Consider the following 15,908-nt stretch of genomic DNA (forward strand, 5'->3'; position numbering starts at 1 on the left):
ATAATTTTTATTTCGGATTCGATTTAGTACTAATTTAAACCTATCGATTATGATAAATGAGGAAATCAACAGTCAAAATGAAAGTGAATTAGACAAAGAAAAAAATACGGTAAAAGAAGCAGAAACCTCTATTTTGCTCACATTGTACATGGGGCTTTTTTTAGGATTGGTTCCAGTTGTAGGTTTCCCAGTAATGATTCCCGAAATGGGAGGAAAAATTCTTTTCATTGGTATTATTTTAGGTATTGCGTCTTTGGTCAGTTTCTTTTTTTTAGGGACACTTTTTGGAATGCCCAAACGAAATAATAGTGATGAGAATAAATATTCTTTGAACAATAGTTTAGTTGAAATATCAGAATGGTTAACTAAAATTATTGTTGGTTTAGGATTGGTAAATCTGAAGGAAATTCCAGGATTTTTAATTTTTTTAGGTGAATACGTAAGCGCTTCTTCCCAATATGATGGTCAATTATTGAATATTTACAGCATTGGAATCGTAATTTATTTTAGCTTTTTCGGATTGTATATTGGATACAATTATATGCGTCTTGTACTTTCTAATAAATACAAATACGCCGACGATAATTTAATCAGAAAAGAACTTGAAGTTGCCAATGAGATTATCAAAGTGGCAAAAGAAGAAATTAATCAAAAAGAAGAAATGATTAAAAATACGGAACAAGAAAAAGAAAAAATAGTGACCGATTTGACCGAGATGGGGAATAAGCACTTAAAAAATGAAAATGAACAGTACGATAAAAATGAAAAATCGGTTGTTGAAAAAATGCGATCCAATGCTAAACTAAAATTGAATAAAGGGTTGAAAGAAAATAAAGTAGATCCACAAAAAGGGCAATGGGGTTCTATAGCAATTGTCAACGATAGAGAACTCAAAGCAACTGTAAAAGAAGAAATAAAAGGGTTGTATAAAATTGATTTACAAATAGTGTCAACAAATCTGCAAAAACCGTTAATTGATGGAGAATATGTTCTATATGCTTTGCATGACACATTTGGGAAAGAACCATTCAAAGTAGTACGAATCGAAAACCAAGCAGCACCCCTTAATTTTTATAGTTATGGTTCATTTACCGTTGGAGCTTTTGTAGATAATGGAGCAACAGAATTAGAGCTTGATTTGGCAGAACTTCCAGGTGTTTCGGAGTATTTTAAAACCCATTAATTGATTTTTACTTCTTTTAAGAGTTGAAAATAAATTGACTAGCTAAATATTTAACGCTATTATTGTTTGATAATTCATATAAAATAATAATTTTGTCGCCTAATCAAAAAAACTTAACCTAAATAATGAATTTTATGAAAAACAACTTTTTGGTATTAATGGCTATTGCAATTAGTTCATGTTTTACTTCTTGTACAAAAGAAGATCTTTTGGAAGCTACAGATAACAGTGCAGTTGAAGCTTCTGCTTCTATAGAATTAGCTAATGAGTTAGATATTAAAACAGGAAATGAAATCTCACTAGACAATTCTACATCTAAAATAGCAACAGCAAAATCAGCATCTGTTTTGTGTTATACCATAACTTCCGATTCTGAATATTCAGAATTTCCTAGAACATTTTACGTAGATTTTGGTACAGGTTGTACAAATGCCAATGGTATTACACGAAAAGGAAAATTAAAAATAACATTTACAGATTATGTTGATGTTGTTGGAAGTACAATGACTATTGAAAGAGAAAATTATTATGTAAATAATAATAAGATTGAAGGAAAAATTGAATACAAAAACACTACTTTAAATGAAGTTCCACAATGGACTAGAACCGTTACGGGTGGAATCTTTACAGACACAGAAGGAGATGTGTATCTAAATTCAGGTTCTCATACCGTTAGATTAACGGAAGGTGCAGGAACAATTACATTAAATGATAATACGTATGAAATGATCGAAGGGACTCATAGTGTTTCTAAACAAAATGGAGGAAAGATCACTTTAACGGTACAAGAAACATTGGTTAAAAAATTTGATTGTGATTATATCTCAAAAGGTAAATTAAAAGTTGAGAATACTTTGTTTAGCGGAGTTATCGATTATGGTAATGGAGATTGTGATAGTAATGGAGTTTACAAACAAAACGGTATCGAATTTCCTTTTTCAATGTAAAATATAAAACACGAAGAGACTGCTTAAGCAGTCTTTTTTTTTGCTTTAAATAAAAACGATTTTTCAAAAGAAAAAATATTAAATTTGTTAAAAAACGCTTAATATGTACGAGTTAGACGCCAACGATTATCATGCTCCTTTTTTCTTAAAATCAATGTTCGTTAAAGTTTTTCTGATTGCATTTGTATTTAATGCACTTGCTTTTTTGAGTTTTCGAATAACGGTTTCACCAGATAATCTCTCGCCAATCTTTCCAGATGTAGGTTTTGCTTTTGCAGCCGTTCTAATCGTGGGCTACAAATCATTATATGGGGTTTGGTTGGGCTCGTTTATGGCCAATATGTTTTCATTTTGGGATGTTTGCAAAATGTTGGATAAAACATTGTTAGAAACTATACTTTCCTCTTGTACTGTAGCCACAGGAGTTGTTATAGCTGTAGCAGTTAGTGTTTATTTATTGAATATGCTAAACAAAGGGGAGTATCCATTAAAAACAGGATTGTCTGTAATACAATTTTTGACAGTTAGTGTTTTGTATTGCGGATTTTCGTCTTTGTTATGTGTTTTGGCGATTTCTTTTTGGGGCTTAAGTGAACCCAATACTATTATGTCTAACTGGATTACTTTGTGGCAAGGGGATTTGATAGGAACAGTACTTATTTCGCCTTTTATATTGTCTTTATTTTATCGTCATCATATAAAGAAAATTTTGACTTCAATTTTGGAAGCAGTTTTGCTTGTATTGGCAACTATTTTTGTATGCTTATTAATTGCTTTTAATAATCCCAATAGTATATTTTTATTTGTTTTGGTAATGATATGGGCTGCTTTTCGTTTTAGAATAAGAGGCGTTTCAGCCTTGGCTTCCATGTTTGCTCTATTGTCTTCTGTTTACGGATATTTAGGATATGGCTCTTTTGTAGAAATAGACTCCGAAGATTCACTGATATATGTAAATTCTTTTTACGGATTAGTTACCCTTATTGCTTTAATAGCTTCGGGTTATTATTCGGATTATTTACACAAAAAATCAGACATAGAATATTGATTCTGTTTTTGTGTTCAAAATTTACAAAAAAGTATTTTTGTTAAAATAGGTAAAAAAAACAGCTCTTTTGAAGCTGTTTTGATTTTTAGCTGTTTACAAAAAGATTAATTTGTATCTGCAACATTTTCATATTTCATTTTAAAATCTCCTTTGTAAACTTCTGCAATAGATTTTCTAGATAAAGTTGAAACTTCATTTGAAATCATGATTTCATGAGTTACTTTTTTAAGTTTGGTTTCAACTTCTAAATAATAAACTCCTTCAGGAAATTCTTCTAGACTATAGGTTCTTAAAAGTCCGCCTTTTCCTGTAAGTGTTTCGTTATATATCACATTGTGATATTTATCGTAAATCGTAACATTAGCTTTTTGGATATCATTTATCGAAAAACTAATTTCTTTTCCTGCTCCTTTTTTTACGTTAAGTAAAAAATCATCATTGCTAGCAAAAATATTCAAACTAAACATTGCTAGTAATACAACTAAACTTAATTTTAAATTTGTTTTCATGATAAAATCATTTTTAATTAGTAATTATTTCCATAGCTAAAGTAGTATCATAATTTTAATCAGAATGCAACTATATTTTCATATTTAGTTGTTATTTTAACAATACGAAAACGATATATTGATTTTGCTGATAATTCTGTATTGTTTTAGGGTAATTTAACATAGTGTATCAATTGGATAACTTGCCTTATTTTGGTATTCGATGTTTTGCAAGCGATTAAAAATGTCAAAATTGAATTATTTGGATTTTGTAGGATTAGTTTTCTTGGTTTTAGATGTTGTTTTTTGATGTAATTTTTCTATTAATTTCGTTTCAATACTTTAGTGCTTCATGACATTGTTTTAATGCTTCGTGCCATTATGTTGTAGTTTTGTTAAAATTTTAATACTTTTGATAAAGAGAAAGTTAAAAACGGATAAATACCACAAAATCCTAAAAACAACATTTTGGAAAAACAAAAAACTCCCCCCAGTTTTAAAGCTATAACAATACTATTTTGTTTATTAGCTATTCTGTCATTTGGTGTGTTTTATTATTCTAATGGAATGGAAAATAAAACCGAGTCAGAATCAATTAAGAAAGTATTAGGGAATCCTGCCCTGAATGGAAACGCACTAGAAAAAGAAACAATTCTAGTGGAGCTCAAGCTTTTGAAAAAGCATTACGATGAGATTATTTTTGAAAACCAGACCATGTCTTTAGAGTTGATCAAAGAAAGAGATAAGGTTATGGAATTAATGACCGATTTGGTTGATTTAAAAGATACCAAGGTTTCTTTGGATAGGTACAAAAATCAGGTAAAAACATTGCAAAATACACTGACTGATTTGACGGTTGAAAATGGAAAGCTTAAAGAGCAAAATATTTCCATAAAAAAGCAAAATGTAATAATAAAAGAACAAAGAGATATTACTGAAAAGATTTTAAAGGAAACACAAAGCAAAACAGAAGTTTTAAAACGCGATTTGCAAAATACTGTTGAAAAAGGTTCTAAACTTGAGGTTACCGGAGCAACGGTGGTTTCGTACAGATTAAAAAATTCTGGTGAATTGATTGTTACTGATAAAGCTAATAAAGTTGATGGTATCAATATTAGTTTTATGATTACCAAAAACGAAATAGCCAAAGCCGCAGATAAAGTGTATTATATACAAGTGGTGGATAGTAAAAATGTTGTTTTAGGCGATATTAGTGAAGGAGTTCATCAATACAAATCATTGAAGTATAGTATGGCTGTAAATGTGAGTTATGAAAGAAAAACAATTCGTGTTTCGGAAAATTTCTTAGGAAATAAGTATGTAAAAGGAACTTATTATGTCAATATTTATGATAATGAAGAATTGGTAGAGGAATCTACATTTGTGCTAAAATAGTTTTGCCCCCAATAAAACTAGTATGAAAAATGCCAAGATTTTGTTCTTGGCATTTTTTGTTTGAAAAATCGATTAATTTCCTCTTTTTCTAAATCTTGGATCCCCTTTTTTGATGAATTCAGTTCTGTTCTTAGGAGTTGGAGACTTTGGTAAGCTGGCTTCCTCAGTTTTACTAGAAGGTTCAATCAGTTGGTTTAATTCTTTGATTTCGGCATCGGTCAGGTCTCGGTATCGACCTACAGGAATATCGAGTGAAATGTTTATTATTCGGATGCGTTTTAGGGCAGTAACTTCGTAACCGAGGTACTCGCACATTCTACGAATTTGGCGATTGAGACCTTGTGTTAGGATGATTTTGAAAGTGTATTTGCTAATTTGCTCTACTTTACACTTGCGGGTTATGGTATCTAGAATAGGAACACCATTCCCCATTCGTTCAATAAAACGATCTGTTATGGGTTTGTTTACAGTAACGGTGTATTCTTTTTCGTGATTGTTTCTGGCTCTTAAAATTTTGTTTACAATATCACCGTCATCCGTCATGAATATTAAGCCTTCACTGGCTTTGTCTAATCGGCCAATTGGGAAAATACGTTTGGGATAATTGATATAATCTACAATGTTATTACGGACTTCGAGATTCGTAGTACATTCTATCCCGACAGGTTTGTAAAAGGCAAGATATATTGGTTTTTCTGTTTTTTCACGAATCAGTTTTCCGTCTATACGGACTTCATCATCAGGGGCTACTTTTGTCCCTAGTTCTGGTATAGCTCCATTAATCGTTACTCGGCCTTCTTCGATGTATTTATCGGCTTCACGACGCGAACAAAAACCCGTTTCTCCGATAAATTTATTAAGACGTTTTAGATTTTCTTCCATACCACAAAAGTAATGATTTTGAAGAGATGTTTCCAAAAAAGCTTGATGTCTTTCTTTAGCCCCGACAGAAATGACATCTCCCGATTTGGTAAAACAATATTTCTTTCCTTAATTTTCGTAATCGGGAATATAATGGATGGCGGGAACCCATAATAGCCAAAAGGCCTATTGTTTCGCTCCAAATAAATAGTTGTAAATTTCCTGATATAAATAGTCGTCGTGCATAGAATGACCAAGATTCTTGGTGGTTATAAAGCGACTTTTTTTCCAATTTGAGGCTATTTTTTTTCCCTCTTCAAATGCTACTACGCTGTCGTTTTGATCGTGAGCGATGATTCCTTCGATTTTGATTTGTTTTGCCAAAGTCGCAACAGAGAAAGTTTTTATTTTGTTTTTGAAATTTGCTAAATAACGATTTTCTATTAACGAAAACATTTTGCGGCTCAGACTCAACATATTGATATAATTATCGAGTAAGGTTTTTAAATCGGATGGAGAGCCTAAAATGATCATTTTTTGGATGCTGGTTTCCGGGTGCAAGTATTGATGGTACAGACATGCCGAACCGCCAATGGAATGTCCGATAATGATATTGGGTTGGTGCTTTTCTACGGTTTTATGAATGAATTCGACATAAAGAGGAACATTAAATTCTATTCCGCTACTTTGTCCGTGTGCTGGTGCATCAATAGCGATAATGGTGCTTCCTGATTGTTGTAAATAAGGTACAATTTTTGCCCAGCGACCTGAATTGCTTTCCCAGCCGTGAACCAATAGGATTTTGGTGTCATTTCCTTTCCAACAGTAGGTTTGAAAATGATGTTCGTTGTGTTGGATTCTTTCTTTGTGCGTATTTTCTAGAATAGATGGGATGTTTTCTTTGGTGATTCTCCCTTTTTTGGGTTGTGTAAAAAAGCCGTAGGATAAATGTAAAGCTTTTTTAGGGTGAACAATATTGAGGATATTGATGTATTGTCCAACAGATTTTACAACAATAAATCGGATGCTTTTTTTTAGGCTCAAAATTTGGAATACAAAAAAAAGTCCCGATTTAATCGGGACTTGGTTATTTTTAGAATGACGCAAATAATTGTTGCATTTTTTCTCTTTCTTCTTCAGCTAAAACACTGTCAACTAAAATTCTTCCAGAGTGCTCATCGATTAAGATTTTCTTTCTAGCAGCAATTTCTACTTGAGTTTGTGGTGGAATCGTAAAAAATGAACCTGCAGATGCACCTCTTTCGATAGAAACTACAGCCAAACCGTTACGAACACTACTTCTAATTCTTTTGTAAGCTACTAATAAACGCTCTTCGATTAATGCTTCAAATTCTGCTGATTTCTCACTTAAGAAGATTTCTTCTTTTTGAGTTTCGGCCATGATAGCATCTAATTCTGATTTTTTATGTTTTAAGTGAGATGACTTAGATTCTAATTTTTCTTTAGAAGAATTGATTACCTCTTTTTTGTGCTCAATAGAAGCTTTCATTTCTTTGATTTGCTTTTCAGCTAATTGAATTTCTAATTCTTGAAATTCGATTTCTTTTGTCAAAGAGTTGAATTCACGGTTGTTGCGAACGCTTTCTTGTTGTTTGGTGTATTTTTTAACAGCCTCTTTGTGTTCGTCAATTGCATTCTTTTTGTCTTTGATAAGGCTTTCTATTACTTCAAGTTCACCTTTCAATTTCTCTGAACGAGCGCTTAAACCAGCAACTTCATCTTCTAAATCTTCAACTTCCAAAGGTAGTTCACCTCTTACGTTTCTGATTTCGTCAATTCTTGAGTCAATAAGCTGTAAATCATATATTGCTCTTAACTTGTCCTCAACACTTAATTCTTTCGTATTCGCCATATTTTATAAGTACTTAACTGGATTTGTATTTTCTTCTGATAAAATGATTGCAAAATTATGAATTTTTTTTCTAAGATAATCAACAATATACTCTTTTGTATAACGTTCGCTCTCAAAATGTCCAATATCAGCTAATAAAATTTGATTTTCGGCCTCGTAATATTGATGGTATTTTAAATCTGCAGTCAAATAGATGTCGGCACCAGCTGCAATTGCGTTAGGAATAGCAAAACTTCCTGTTCCTCCTAATACGGCTACTTTCTTGATTTTCTTTCCAGTAAAAGCCGAGTGTCTAATGCCTTCTGCCTTCATTTTGTCTTTGGCATACAGTAAAAAATCTTTTTCATCCATCGGCTTTTCTAATTCTCCAATCATTCCTAGGCCAATATGATTAAAAGTGTTTTTCATATTGTAGATTTCGGTAGCAACTTCTTCATAAATATGATTTTCGCGAAGTGCTTTTATAATAGCTGTTTCTAAGTGTTTGGCATAAACTACTTCTATTTTGGTTTCGGTACCTCTAGATAGAACACCTCTTTCTCCAATAGTTGGTTCGCTTTTTTCGTTTCCTTGATACGTAAAAGTCCCTTCGGAGTTAAAACTGCATTTGTCATAATTTCCAATGCTTCCTGCACCGGCATCGAATAGTGCATTTCTAACTTTCTCGGCATTATCGCGAATAGTATAGGTGACTAATTTTCGAATATGATTTTGTTTCGGAATTAAAATTTTGGTATTGATGAGTCCTAAAGTATCACAGAAAATTTTGTTGACTCCTTCTGGATGATTGTCTAAGGCTGTATGAACTGCATAAATAGCAATATTGTTTTTTATCGCTTTAAGTACGGCGCGCTCGACATAGTTTTTTCCAGTTATTTTTTTTATGCCAGAAAACAAAATAGGGTGAAAGCTAACAATTAAATTGCATTTTTTGGCTATAGCTTCGTCTATAACATTTTCTAAAGCGTCATGACAAACTAAGACACCCGTTGCGTTGGTGTTTTCATCTCCAATAATTAATCCAACATTATCAAAATCTTCGGCATAGGCTAATGGAGCCATTTCTTCAAGAATAGATATAATTTCTTTTATTGTACGCATCTTTTTTTTCTTTATTGGGATACTTTATTCTAAAATTTAACGATACAAATCTTTGGTTATTGTTTTGTATAATTAGTATTAGTGGTTTTTAAAATTTTCGTTCAAAGATAAAATATTATATTCTCGAATTGTCAATTTAAGCTGAAAAATTATAGTTAGAATTGGTGGTTTTTGTGCTTGTTTGAAACCAATTGATTTGTATTGTTTTAGTCTTAATTTTTAAATTATATTGCTACTTATTTTAGCAGTAAATCTCAAACCATAAAATTAGATTTTAAAGGGAACTGTTTTTTTGTTTGCAATGGATCCTTTTTTAGATTTGAGTTGTCTTTTTCTATTATTCTAAAATGTTTACTTTCGTGAAATGAATTTAATTCGAAAAATACTATTTCCGTTTGCTGTTTTATATGGCTTTATTACGAGTGTTCGCAATTTTCTTTTTGATATTAAAGTCCTAAAATCTTATTCGTTTGATGTTCCTGTGATTGCGGTGGGAAACCTTAGTGTGGGTGGAACGGGCAAAACACCACAGATAGAATATTTGATTCGGTTACTTTCGGATAAATATAAGGTAGCTACTTTGAGTCGAGGCTATAAGCGACAAAGTGAAGGTTTTGTTTTGGCTAATCAGAATTCGAGCGCACAAGAACTTGGTGACGAACCATTTCAATTTTATAAAAAATTCAAAAATATACTTGTTGCGGTTGATGCTAATAGAAAAAACGGAATCGAACAACTGCTTTCAGGATCGGTAAAACCAGACGTTGTGCTATTGGATGATGCTTTTCAGCACCGTAAAGTTAAGGCTGGTTTTTATGTAATGCTTACTGCTTATGGCGATTTGTACTGTGACGATTTTATGTTGCCGACAGGTAATTTGCGAGAGGGTAGAAGCGGTGCAAAAAGAGCGAATGCTGTTATTGTTACCAAGTGTCCGTCAAATTTGTCTTTGGAGGAACAAAATTCGATCAGGGAAAAATTGAGGCTTTCGGCAAGTCAAAGTTTGTTTTTTACTTTTATTGAATATGATAATATTGTTTATTCAGAAAATAATGAAAGAAAAGAGGCCGAGGTGAAATCAATAAATAAACTTCTGTTGGCTGGAATTGCAAAACCAGAGCCCTTTTTTGATTATTTAAAGTGTGATAATGATATCTGTTTGGCTTTTTCGGATCATCACAATTTTACCGAAAACGAGTTGTTGCAAATTAAAGAAAAAGCAAAAGGTAAAATTATTGTGACCACTGAGAAAGATTATGTTCGTTTAAAAGGAAGTCTTTTGAGTGAACAGCTTTATTATTTGCCAATAAAAAGTTCTTTTCTCTCTAAAGGGAAAAGTTTTGATGAGATGATTTTAAATTATATCCAAAAAGACAACTAAGTTTTTTGATTACGGCTATGATTTGCTAAAGTTCTGTGCGATTGTAGTGTAGAAATCTTCAGGGATAAACGGTTTTGTGATTACATCTGTCATACCAAAAGAAATTAACATTTCACGGTTTTCATTAAGAGAGATTGCTGTCAATGCAATGATAGGTGTTGTGACGTCAAATTCTCTAATTTGTTGTGTAGCTGTTGTCCCGTTAATACCTAATAAATGCACATCCATCAAAACCAAATCGTAAGTATTGGTTTTTAAAATTTGTATGGCTTCCTCTCCATTGTCTAAAATGGTACATTCCATTTCTTTTCTGGAAAGCATTTTTTGGGTAATCATTTGGTTGATTTTGTTATCTTCAACCAATAATATTTTTTTGTTTTTGAAAATATCCGAATTGTAATTTTTGCCTTTTTCGTTTATTTGAATAGGTTTTGTATCGGTTTTAAAATTCAATTCAAATGAAAAAGTAGAGCCTTTACCTACGACACTTTTTAATCGGATACGACCACCAAGCATGCGAACAAGTTTTTTTACAATGGTTAATCCTAATCCTGTACCTCCAAATTTTCGGTTAATCTCTACAGAACCTTGCGAAAAACTCTCGAATACTGTTTTTAGTTTGTCTTCGGGAATCCCTATTCCGGTATCAATAATTTGAAAATAAATCGCAACATTTTCGGCTGTTTGATTTCTTAATCTGGCAATCACGCTTATGGTACCATTATCGGTAAATTTTAATGCATTATTGATTAAGTTCATGAAAATTTGAGACAACTTGGTTGGGTCTCCAATTAGATTTTCTGGAATTGATGAGTCAACTTTAAGAACAAATTGATTGTTGTTTACAATAGCAATTTCTTTAAGCGAATTTTGAATGTCGCTCAATAGTTGTTTGAGGTTGAATGATATGTATTCAATCTCCATTTTATTAGATTCTATTTTGTTTATTTCTAATATGTCATTAATAAAATTAGTCAGATAGTTTCCTGAAAACTTTAGCGAAGTTAGGTAGTGCATCTGAGTTTTTTTTGGGTTTTCTTCTAGTAAAAGATGTGTAATCCCGTTAATAGCATTAAGTGGTGTTCTAAGCTCATGACTTACCGTTGATAAGAATTCGGCTCTGGCTTTTGAAGCTTCTTCGGCTTTGTTTTTGGCGGTTATCAATTCGTTGTTTTTCTCTTTTAATAACGAATTGGTTTGATTTCGAATAATATTGTTTTTGTATAATGATAAACTTAATAAGGAAAGAATAGAAATGATGGCAATTGCCAAAATGCTTATAAGTCTGGAGAATTTATCATCTTTTTCTTTTTCTTCTTTTTCTTTTAGGATTTTTTCCTGAATTCGTTGCGATTCCTTAAAGGCTTCATAGTCATTGATACCTAGTTTTTCATCATTTAATAAGGTAATGTGTTCTTTTAAATTCGAATATTTTTTCAAAAAAGTATAAGCTGTGGTTTTATCCAAAAGCTTGTCGTATATGACACTTAAGGCAAATAAAATGTTCGATTGTTGTTCTAGGTCTTTGGTTTTACTGTTGAGTTCGAATGCTTTGTTGTAATAGTTTAAAGCCAAGTTGTAACGCTTGTTTTTTTCTTCGATGTTTCCTATTTGATAAAAAGCTTCGGCTTTTGTATTTGGATAGGCATAGTTTTCTGGTTTGGCAGCAATTGAACTAAAGAGCGTTATTGCGGAGGATTCTTTTCCTTTTTTCTTCAAAAGAATCCCTTTTTGCAAGTTGATTTGGTCAAGGTTCTTGTAAAGATTTGAGCTTTTTTGGATTTCTTCGGCTTTGTTTATAGCTGTTTCGGCCAAATCATATTTCTTTTTTCCGATATAGACCAGGCCAATGTAGTAATAAGCATCGGCGACTTTTTCATTGGGTTTTTTTAAAACAACGTCGAATAGCGCTACACTATTACTGAAAACTTCGATTGCGTCATTTTCAAATTTTAGTTCGTAATATATTTTGGCTAAGTTGAAGGTTTGGTAGGCTTCTTCTAAGATATTGTTTTTCTTTTTGCAATAATTTATAGATTTCTGCGTGTATATTAAGACATTCTTATAATTGTTGTTTTTTTTGTTTTCGGCAGCTAGTTTTGTGTAATAGGCAACACTGTCTATAGCGCTCTTTTGAGGATATAGTACCGCAGGAAGGAATAACAGAAAAAAGATAAAATATTTCATATGTTGCTATTTGGGGATATGCTTTATCTTTCGATAGTAACTGTGAAGATTAGGTCTTTAATTCGGATTTATTTGTTTTTATTGTTCAAATATAGGTTAAAACTATGTATTTTAGAGTGTTTTGCTGTTGTTTGTGCAAAATGATTGTGAAAATTTTAAATAACAATGATTTTTTTAAGACAAATGTTCTGTGGTTACAGGGTTTAATCGTTTGTTCTCTGGGAGGTACTATTTTAGCGTTGGATTTATTTTTAACTTGTTTGTTTTGAGTTTAATAATAAAATTAAATCAATGATTCTTGATGAATACCCGATTTCGTTATCATACCAGCCTACTACTTTTACCATTTTGTCTATTACCGATGTAAGTTGAGAATCGAAAACACAAGAATTTTTATTGCCAATAATATCAATCGATACAATTGGGTCTTCGGTATATTCTAAAATTCCTTTCAAATGGGTTTCGGATGCTTTTTTGAAAGCGTTGTTAATTTCTTCAATAGTCACCGATTTTTTTACGTTGAATGTGATATCGGTCAATGAGCCATCTGGAACGGGTACACGAATACCACATCCACCCATTTTGTCATTAAGTGAAGTGAAAATTTTGGTCAATGCTTTTGCAGCTCCAGTAGTTGTAGGGACAATAGATTGGCTGGCTCCTCTGGCTCTTCGCAAATCTTTATGAGGCTGATCGTGTAAGCTTTGATCTGTTGTAAAAGAGTGTATAGTAGTAATGTAAGCTTGTTCGATACCGCAAAGTTCTTCGATTACTTTGATCATTGGTGCGGCATTATTTGTGGTGCAACTTGCATTGGATACTATTGTTTCGGTTCCGTCAAGAATCGAGTCATTGACACCTAGTACTACAGTTTTGATGTTATCTACTTCTGCAGGAGCAGACAAGATAACTCTTTTGGCACCAGCTAAAATATGGGTATTGATATCTTCAAAAGTTTTGAACTTTCCTGTAGATTCAATTGCAAAATCAATATGGATGCTTTTCCAATCTAAATTAGAAATATTTTTTTCGTGAAAAAATAAAAAATGCTTTCCATCAACAATAATTCCTTTGTCGTCATGACTTACAGTATAAGGCAAAACTCCGTGAATACTATCGTATTTTACCAAATGAGACATGGTTTTTTTGTCGGCAATGTCATTTATGGCAACGACTTCTATAGTTGGATGATTGAGTAGAAGACGAAATAAATTTCTTCCAATTCTTCCAAAACCGTTAATGGCGATTCTTGTTTTCAAAGTTCTTTATTTAATTCAGTTAATCGGTTAAACTAGTAAACGATTAACCGAATTAACTTTTTTAGAGTATATGTTTTTGCGCTTTATATGAAGAACGAACCAATGGACCGCTTTCGACATGACGAAAACCAAGTTCTAAGCCGTATTTTTCATATTTCTCAAATTGTTCAGGGGTGATGAACTCTTTTACTGGCAGGTGTTTTTTACTTGGTTGTAAATATTGTCCAATTGTAACAACATCTACATTGGCTGCTTTTAAATCTCGCATGGTTTGAAAAACTTCTTCTTCTTGCTCACCAAGACCTAACATAATTCCAGATTTGGTTCTGTTGATTCCTTTTTCTTTTAGGTATCTCAAAACTTCCATACTTCGATCGTATTTGGCTTGTATGCGGACTTCGCGAGTCAATCGGCGAACTGTTTCAATGTTGTGAGAAACAACTTCTGGATTGGCTTCTACAATTCTATCGATGTTTCTTTCGATTCCTTGGAAATCAGGAATAAGAGTTTCAAGGGTTGTGTTTGGATTCATTCTGCGAATTGCTTTTACAGTTTCAATCCAAATAATAGAACCTCCATCTTTCAAATCATCTCTGTCAACGCTTGTAATTACAGCATGTTTAATGTTCATGATTTTTATTGAACGAGCTACTTTTTCAGGTTCGTCCCAGTCAACCGTTTCGGGTCTTCCAGTTTTTACACCACAAAAACCGCAAGAACGAGTACAGATGTTTCCTAAAATCATAAAAGTTGCTGTTCCTTCTCCCCAGCATTCTCCCATATTAGGGCAACTTCCAGAGGTGCAAATAGTGTTCAGGCTATATTTATCAACAAGGCCTCTAAGTTCGGTATATTTTTGTCCTATTGGAAGTTTTACTTTTAACCATTTTGGTTTGGTTACATTCGTTTCTGCTCCACTTTGAGTTCCAATAGGTAATGTATTATCTAAAACAGTTTCCATATTCTAATTTTCAGATTGCAAAGATAAGCAATGTTGTTTTAGAATTTGGGTTGCATTTTTGTGAATTTTGATAAAAAGTGATTTGTTTATTGCTGAAAAAAAGCGAAAGTCGATTTAGCTAAACTGACTTTCGCTTTTTGGTTGTATTAAAAGTTAATTTGCTTGAATTGCTATGGGTAGATTGTATGAGGTTCTAACGGGCTTACCTTGATAAATACCAGGGCTCCATTTGGTTTTTAATGATTTTAAAACACGAATGGCTTCAGCTCCTAAGCCATGACCAGGATCTTTCAGTACTCTAATATCAGTCATACTTCCGTCTTTTTCAACAACAAAAGATACAGTAATACGTATCATGCTGTCCATTTCTAATTCTGGTTTTTCAAAATTAGTTCCAACATAATTATAAAATTTTTGAATTCCTCCAGGAAATTCTGGTTTTTTGTCTAGCGAAACACTAGGTAATATAGCGTTTGCGGGTAGGCTTGGTGCGCTTACTGCAGTTCCAGTACTTCCTGTTGTTTCAGTTCCTAACTCAGTACCTGATGTTCCAATAGTGTTTGAAACAGGATTGTCTTTGAGTTCGGTGTTCGTAGCTATAGGCTCAGTAGTAGCGGCAGTTGCTTGAACAATTTCAGGATTTGTGAGTTGTAATTTTGGTATTTCATTTTCTGTAACAGGCCTTTCGATGGCTGGTAAAGTAGCTTCTTCAGGTTTTGTGTCATTAAAAATGATTGGTTCATAGGGGGTTACTACCAGTATCTCATCATCGGGAATAATTGCGGGAATTTGATGATTTGGATTTAGGGCGTTATAAACCATTGGAATACTAATTGCAACTGTCAAAAGGGATACCCCTATGAAGAGTGCAAAAAAAGAGGTTTTGGTGTTTTCTTGACGTAAAGGATACGCTCCATATTCTTGATTGCGGTTTTCGAAAACTAGATTAATCCAAGTGGTTTCGAAGATGTTTAATTTTGACATAATTAATAGATTTAATGGTTAATAAGTAAGATTAAATCATAGGCTGAAAATATTTAATAGTGCAAACAAAATAGGAAGAACGTGTGTTTTTGAAAAATTTTGATAAAGATGTTAAAATAATATCAGTATGGTTAAATTTAATAAATAATATTGAATAAAACAATAGCTATTTAACAAATAAATTGTTTGATTTTAGAATTGAGTTTTATCAGTTGATACTGCTAAAAGAAGCGAAATTGG

Annotated in this window: 14 protein-coding genes; 5 read left to right on the forward strand and 9 right to left on the reverse strand. The window is 32.4% G+C overall.

The genetic code is table 11. The features are described from left to right. The first annotated feature begins 49 nt into the window (after window positions 1-49). From ABEB18_RS08220 to ABEB18_RS08230, 3 genes are all read left to right on the forward strand, one after another. Window positions 50-1,183: a pYEATS domain-containing protein gene (locus tag ABEB18_RS08220; protein ID WP_348798773.1), complete on the forward strand. Its 1,134-nt coding sequence runs from the start codon at window positions 50-52 to the stop codon at window positions 1,181-1,183. A 134-nt stretch (window positions 1,184-1,317) separates the two neighbouring features. Continuing rightward, entirely contained in the window at window positions 1,318-2,130 is an 813-nt protein-coding gene (locus ABEB18_RS08225; RefSeq protein ID WP_348798774.1) for a hypothetical protein, read from the forward strand. 103 nt (window positions 2,131-2,233) lie between these two features. Beyond that, window positions 2,234-3,178 (forward strand): MASE1 domain-containing protein, encoded by a 945-nt coding sequence (locus ABEB18_RS08230; protein ID WP_348798775.1) that lies wholly within the window; start codon window positions 2,234-2,236, stop codon window positions 3,176-3,178. 104 nt (window positions 3,179-3,282) lie between these two features. On the opposite strand, the gene ABEB18_RS08235 is transcribed toward ABEB18_RS08230, so the two are convergent. Continuing rightward, window positions 3,283-3,687: a T9SS type A sorting domain-containing protein gene (locus ABEB18_RS08235; RefSeq protein WP_348798776.1), complete on the reverse strand. Its 405-nt coding sequence runs from the start codon at window positions 3,685-3,687 to the stop codon at window positions 3,283-3,285. Between the two features lie 447 nt (window positions 3,688-4,134). Between ABEB18_RS08235 and ABEB18_RS08240 the strand changes: the two genes are divergently transcribed. Next, a complete protein-coding gene (locus ABEB18_RS08240; protein WP_348798777.1) occupies window positions 4,135-5,061 on the forward strand; it encodes a DUF8428 domain-containing protein in 927 nt (308 codons plus the stop codon). A 72-nt stretch (window positions 5,062-5,133) separates the two neighbouring features. On the opposite strand, the gene rluF is transcribed toward ABEB18_RS08240, so the two are convergent. The 4 genes from rluF to ABEB18_RS08260 form a co-directional block, all read right to left on the reverse strand. After that, the gene (gene rluF / locus ABEB18_RS08245; RefSeq protein WP_348798778.1) at window positions 5,134-5,943 is read right to left on the reverse strand and encodes a 23S rRNA pseudouridine(2604) synthase RluF; all 810 of its coding nucleotides are present in this window, start codon (window positions 5,941-5,943) and stop codon (window positions 5,134-5,136) included. 165 nt (window positions 5,944-6,108) lie between these two features. After that, window positions 6,109-6,966 carry an alpha/beta fold hydrolase gene (locus tag ABEB18_RS08250; protein WP_348798779.1) on the reverse strand — a complete coding sequence of 286 codons (858 nt, stop codon included), beginning with the start codon at window positions 6,964-6,966 and terminating at the stop codon, window positions 6,109-6,111. A gap of 49 nt (window positions 6,967-7,015) precedes the next feature. Continuing rightward, on the reverse strand, window positions 7,016-7,795 hold the full coding sequence (locus ABEB18_RS08255) for a zinc ribbon domain-containing protein (protein WP_348798781.1): 780 nt from the start codon (window positions 7,793-7,795) through the stop codon (window positions 7,016-7,018). Between the two features lie 3 nt (window positions 7,796-7,798). Then, complete coding sequence (locus ABEB18_RS08260) at window positions 7,799-8,896, reverse strand: Nif3-like dinuclear metal center hexameric protein (protein WP_348798782.1); 1,098 nt, start codon at window positions 8,894-8,896, stop codon at window positions 7,799-7,801. A 364-nt stretch (window positions 8,897-9,260) separates the two neighbouring features. On the opposite strand from ABEB18_RS08260, the gene lpxK reads away from it, so the two are divergent. After that, complete coding sequence (lpxK, locus tag ABEB18_RS08265) at window positions 9,261-10,277, forward strand: tetraacyldisaccharide 4'-kinase (RefSeq protein ID WP_348798783.1); 1,017 nt, start codon at window positions 9,261-9,263, stop codon at window positions 10,275-10,277. A gap of 15 nt (window positions 10,278-10,292) precedes the next feature. Here lpxK and ABEB18_RS08270 read toward each other — a convergent pair whose 3' ends face one another. The 4 genes from ABEB18_RS08270 to ABEB18_RS08285 all read right to left on the reverse strand — a co-directional run bounded on the left by ABEB18_RS08270 (window position 10,293) and on the right by ABEB18_RS08285 (window position 15,668). Then, window positions 10,293-12,464, reverse strand: a complete 2,172-nt coding sequence (locus ABEB18_RS08270; RefSeq protein WP_348798784.1) for a tetratricopeptide repeat-containing hybrid sensor histidine kinase/response regulator — start codon at window positions 12,462-12,464, stop codon at window positions 10,293-10,295. A gap of 251 nt (window positions 12,465-12,715) precedes the next feature. Continuing rightward, window positions 12,716-13,723: a type I glyceraldehyde-3-phosphate dehydrogenase gene (gap, locus tag ABEB18_RS08275; protein ID WP_348798785.1), complete on the reverse strand. Its 1,008-nt coding sequence runs from the start codon at window positions 13,721-13,723 to the stop codon at window positions 12,716-12,718. A 61-nt stretch (window positions 13,724-13,784) separates the two neighbouring features. Further along, window positions 13,785-14,684, reverse strand: a complete 900-nt coding sequence (lipA, locus tag ABEB18_RS08280) for a lipoyl synthase (protein WP_348798786.1) — start codon at window positions 14,682-14,684, stop codon at window positions 13,785-13,787. Window positions 14,685-14,837: 153 nt separating this feature from the next. Next, on the reverse strand, window positions 14,838-15,668 hold the full coding sequence (locus tag ABEB18_RS08285; RefSeq protein WP_348798787.1) for an energy transducer TonB: 831 nt from the start codon (window positions 15,666-15,668) through the stop codon (window positions 14,838-14,840). Window positions 15,669-15,908 lie beyond the last annotated feature (240 nt).

It is taken from the genome of Flavobacterium adhaerens (genome assembly GCF_040045115.1).
Lineage (GTDB): Bacteria > Bacteroidota > Bacteroidia > Flavobacteriales > Flavobacteriaceae > Flavobacterium > Flavobacterium adhaerens.

Bases quoted from the DNA above. Each gene is read 5' to 3' on its own strand.
- ABEB18_RS08220 (WP_348798773.1), top strand. From the start codon at position 50: ATGATAAATGAGGAAATCAACAGTCAAAATGAAAGTGAATTAGACAAA.
- ABEB18_RS08225 (WP_348798774.1), top strand. From the start codon at position 1,318: ATGAAAAACAACTTTTTGGTATTAATGGCTATTGCAATTAGTTCATGT.
- ABEB18_RS08230 (WP_348798775.1), top strand. From the start codon at position 2,234: ATGTACGAGTTAGACGCCAACGATTATCATGCTCCTTTTTTCTTAAAA.
- ABEB18_RS08235 (WP_348798776.1), bottom strand. From the start codon at position 3,687: ATGAAAACAAATTTAAAATTAAGTTTAGTTGTATTACTAGCAATGTTT.
- rluF (WP_348798778.1), bottom strand. From the start codon at position 5,943: ATGGAAGAAAATCTAAAACGTCTTAATAAATTTATCGGAGAAACGGGT.
- ABEB18_RS08255 (WP_348798781.1), bottom strand. From the start codon at position 7,795: ATGGCGAATACGAAAGAATTAAGTGTTGAGGACAAGTTAAGAGCAATA.
- ABEB18_RS08260 (WP_348798782.1), bottom strand. From the start codon at position 8,896: ATGCGTACAATAAAAGAAATTATATCTATTCTTGAAGAAATGGCTCCA.
- lpxK (WP_348798783.1), top strand. From the start codon at position 9,261: ATGAATTTAATTCGAAAAATACTATTTCCGTTTGCTGTTTTATATGGC.
- ABEB18_RS08270 (WP_348798784.1), bottom strand. From the start codon at position 12,464: ATGAAATATTTTATCTTTTTTCTGTTATTCCTTCCTGCGGTACTATAT.
- lipA (WP_348798786.1), bottom strand. From the start codon at position 14,684: ATGGAAACTGTTTTAGATAATACATTACCTATTGGAACTCAAAGTGGA.
- ABEB18_RS08285 (WP_348798787.1), bottom strand. From the start codon at position 15,668: ATGTCAAAATTAAACATCTTCGAAACCACTTGGATTAATCTAGTTTTC.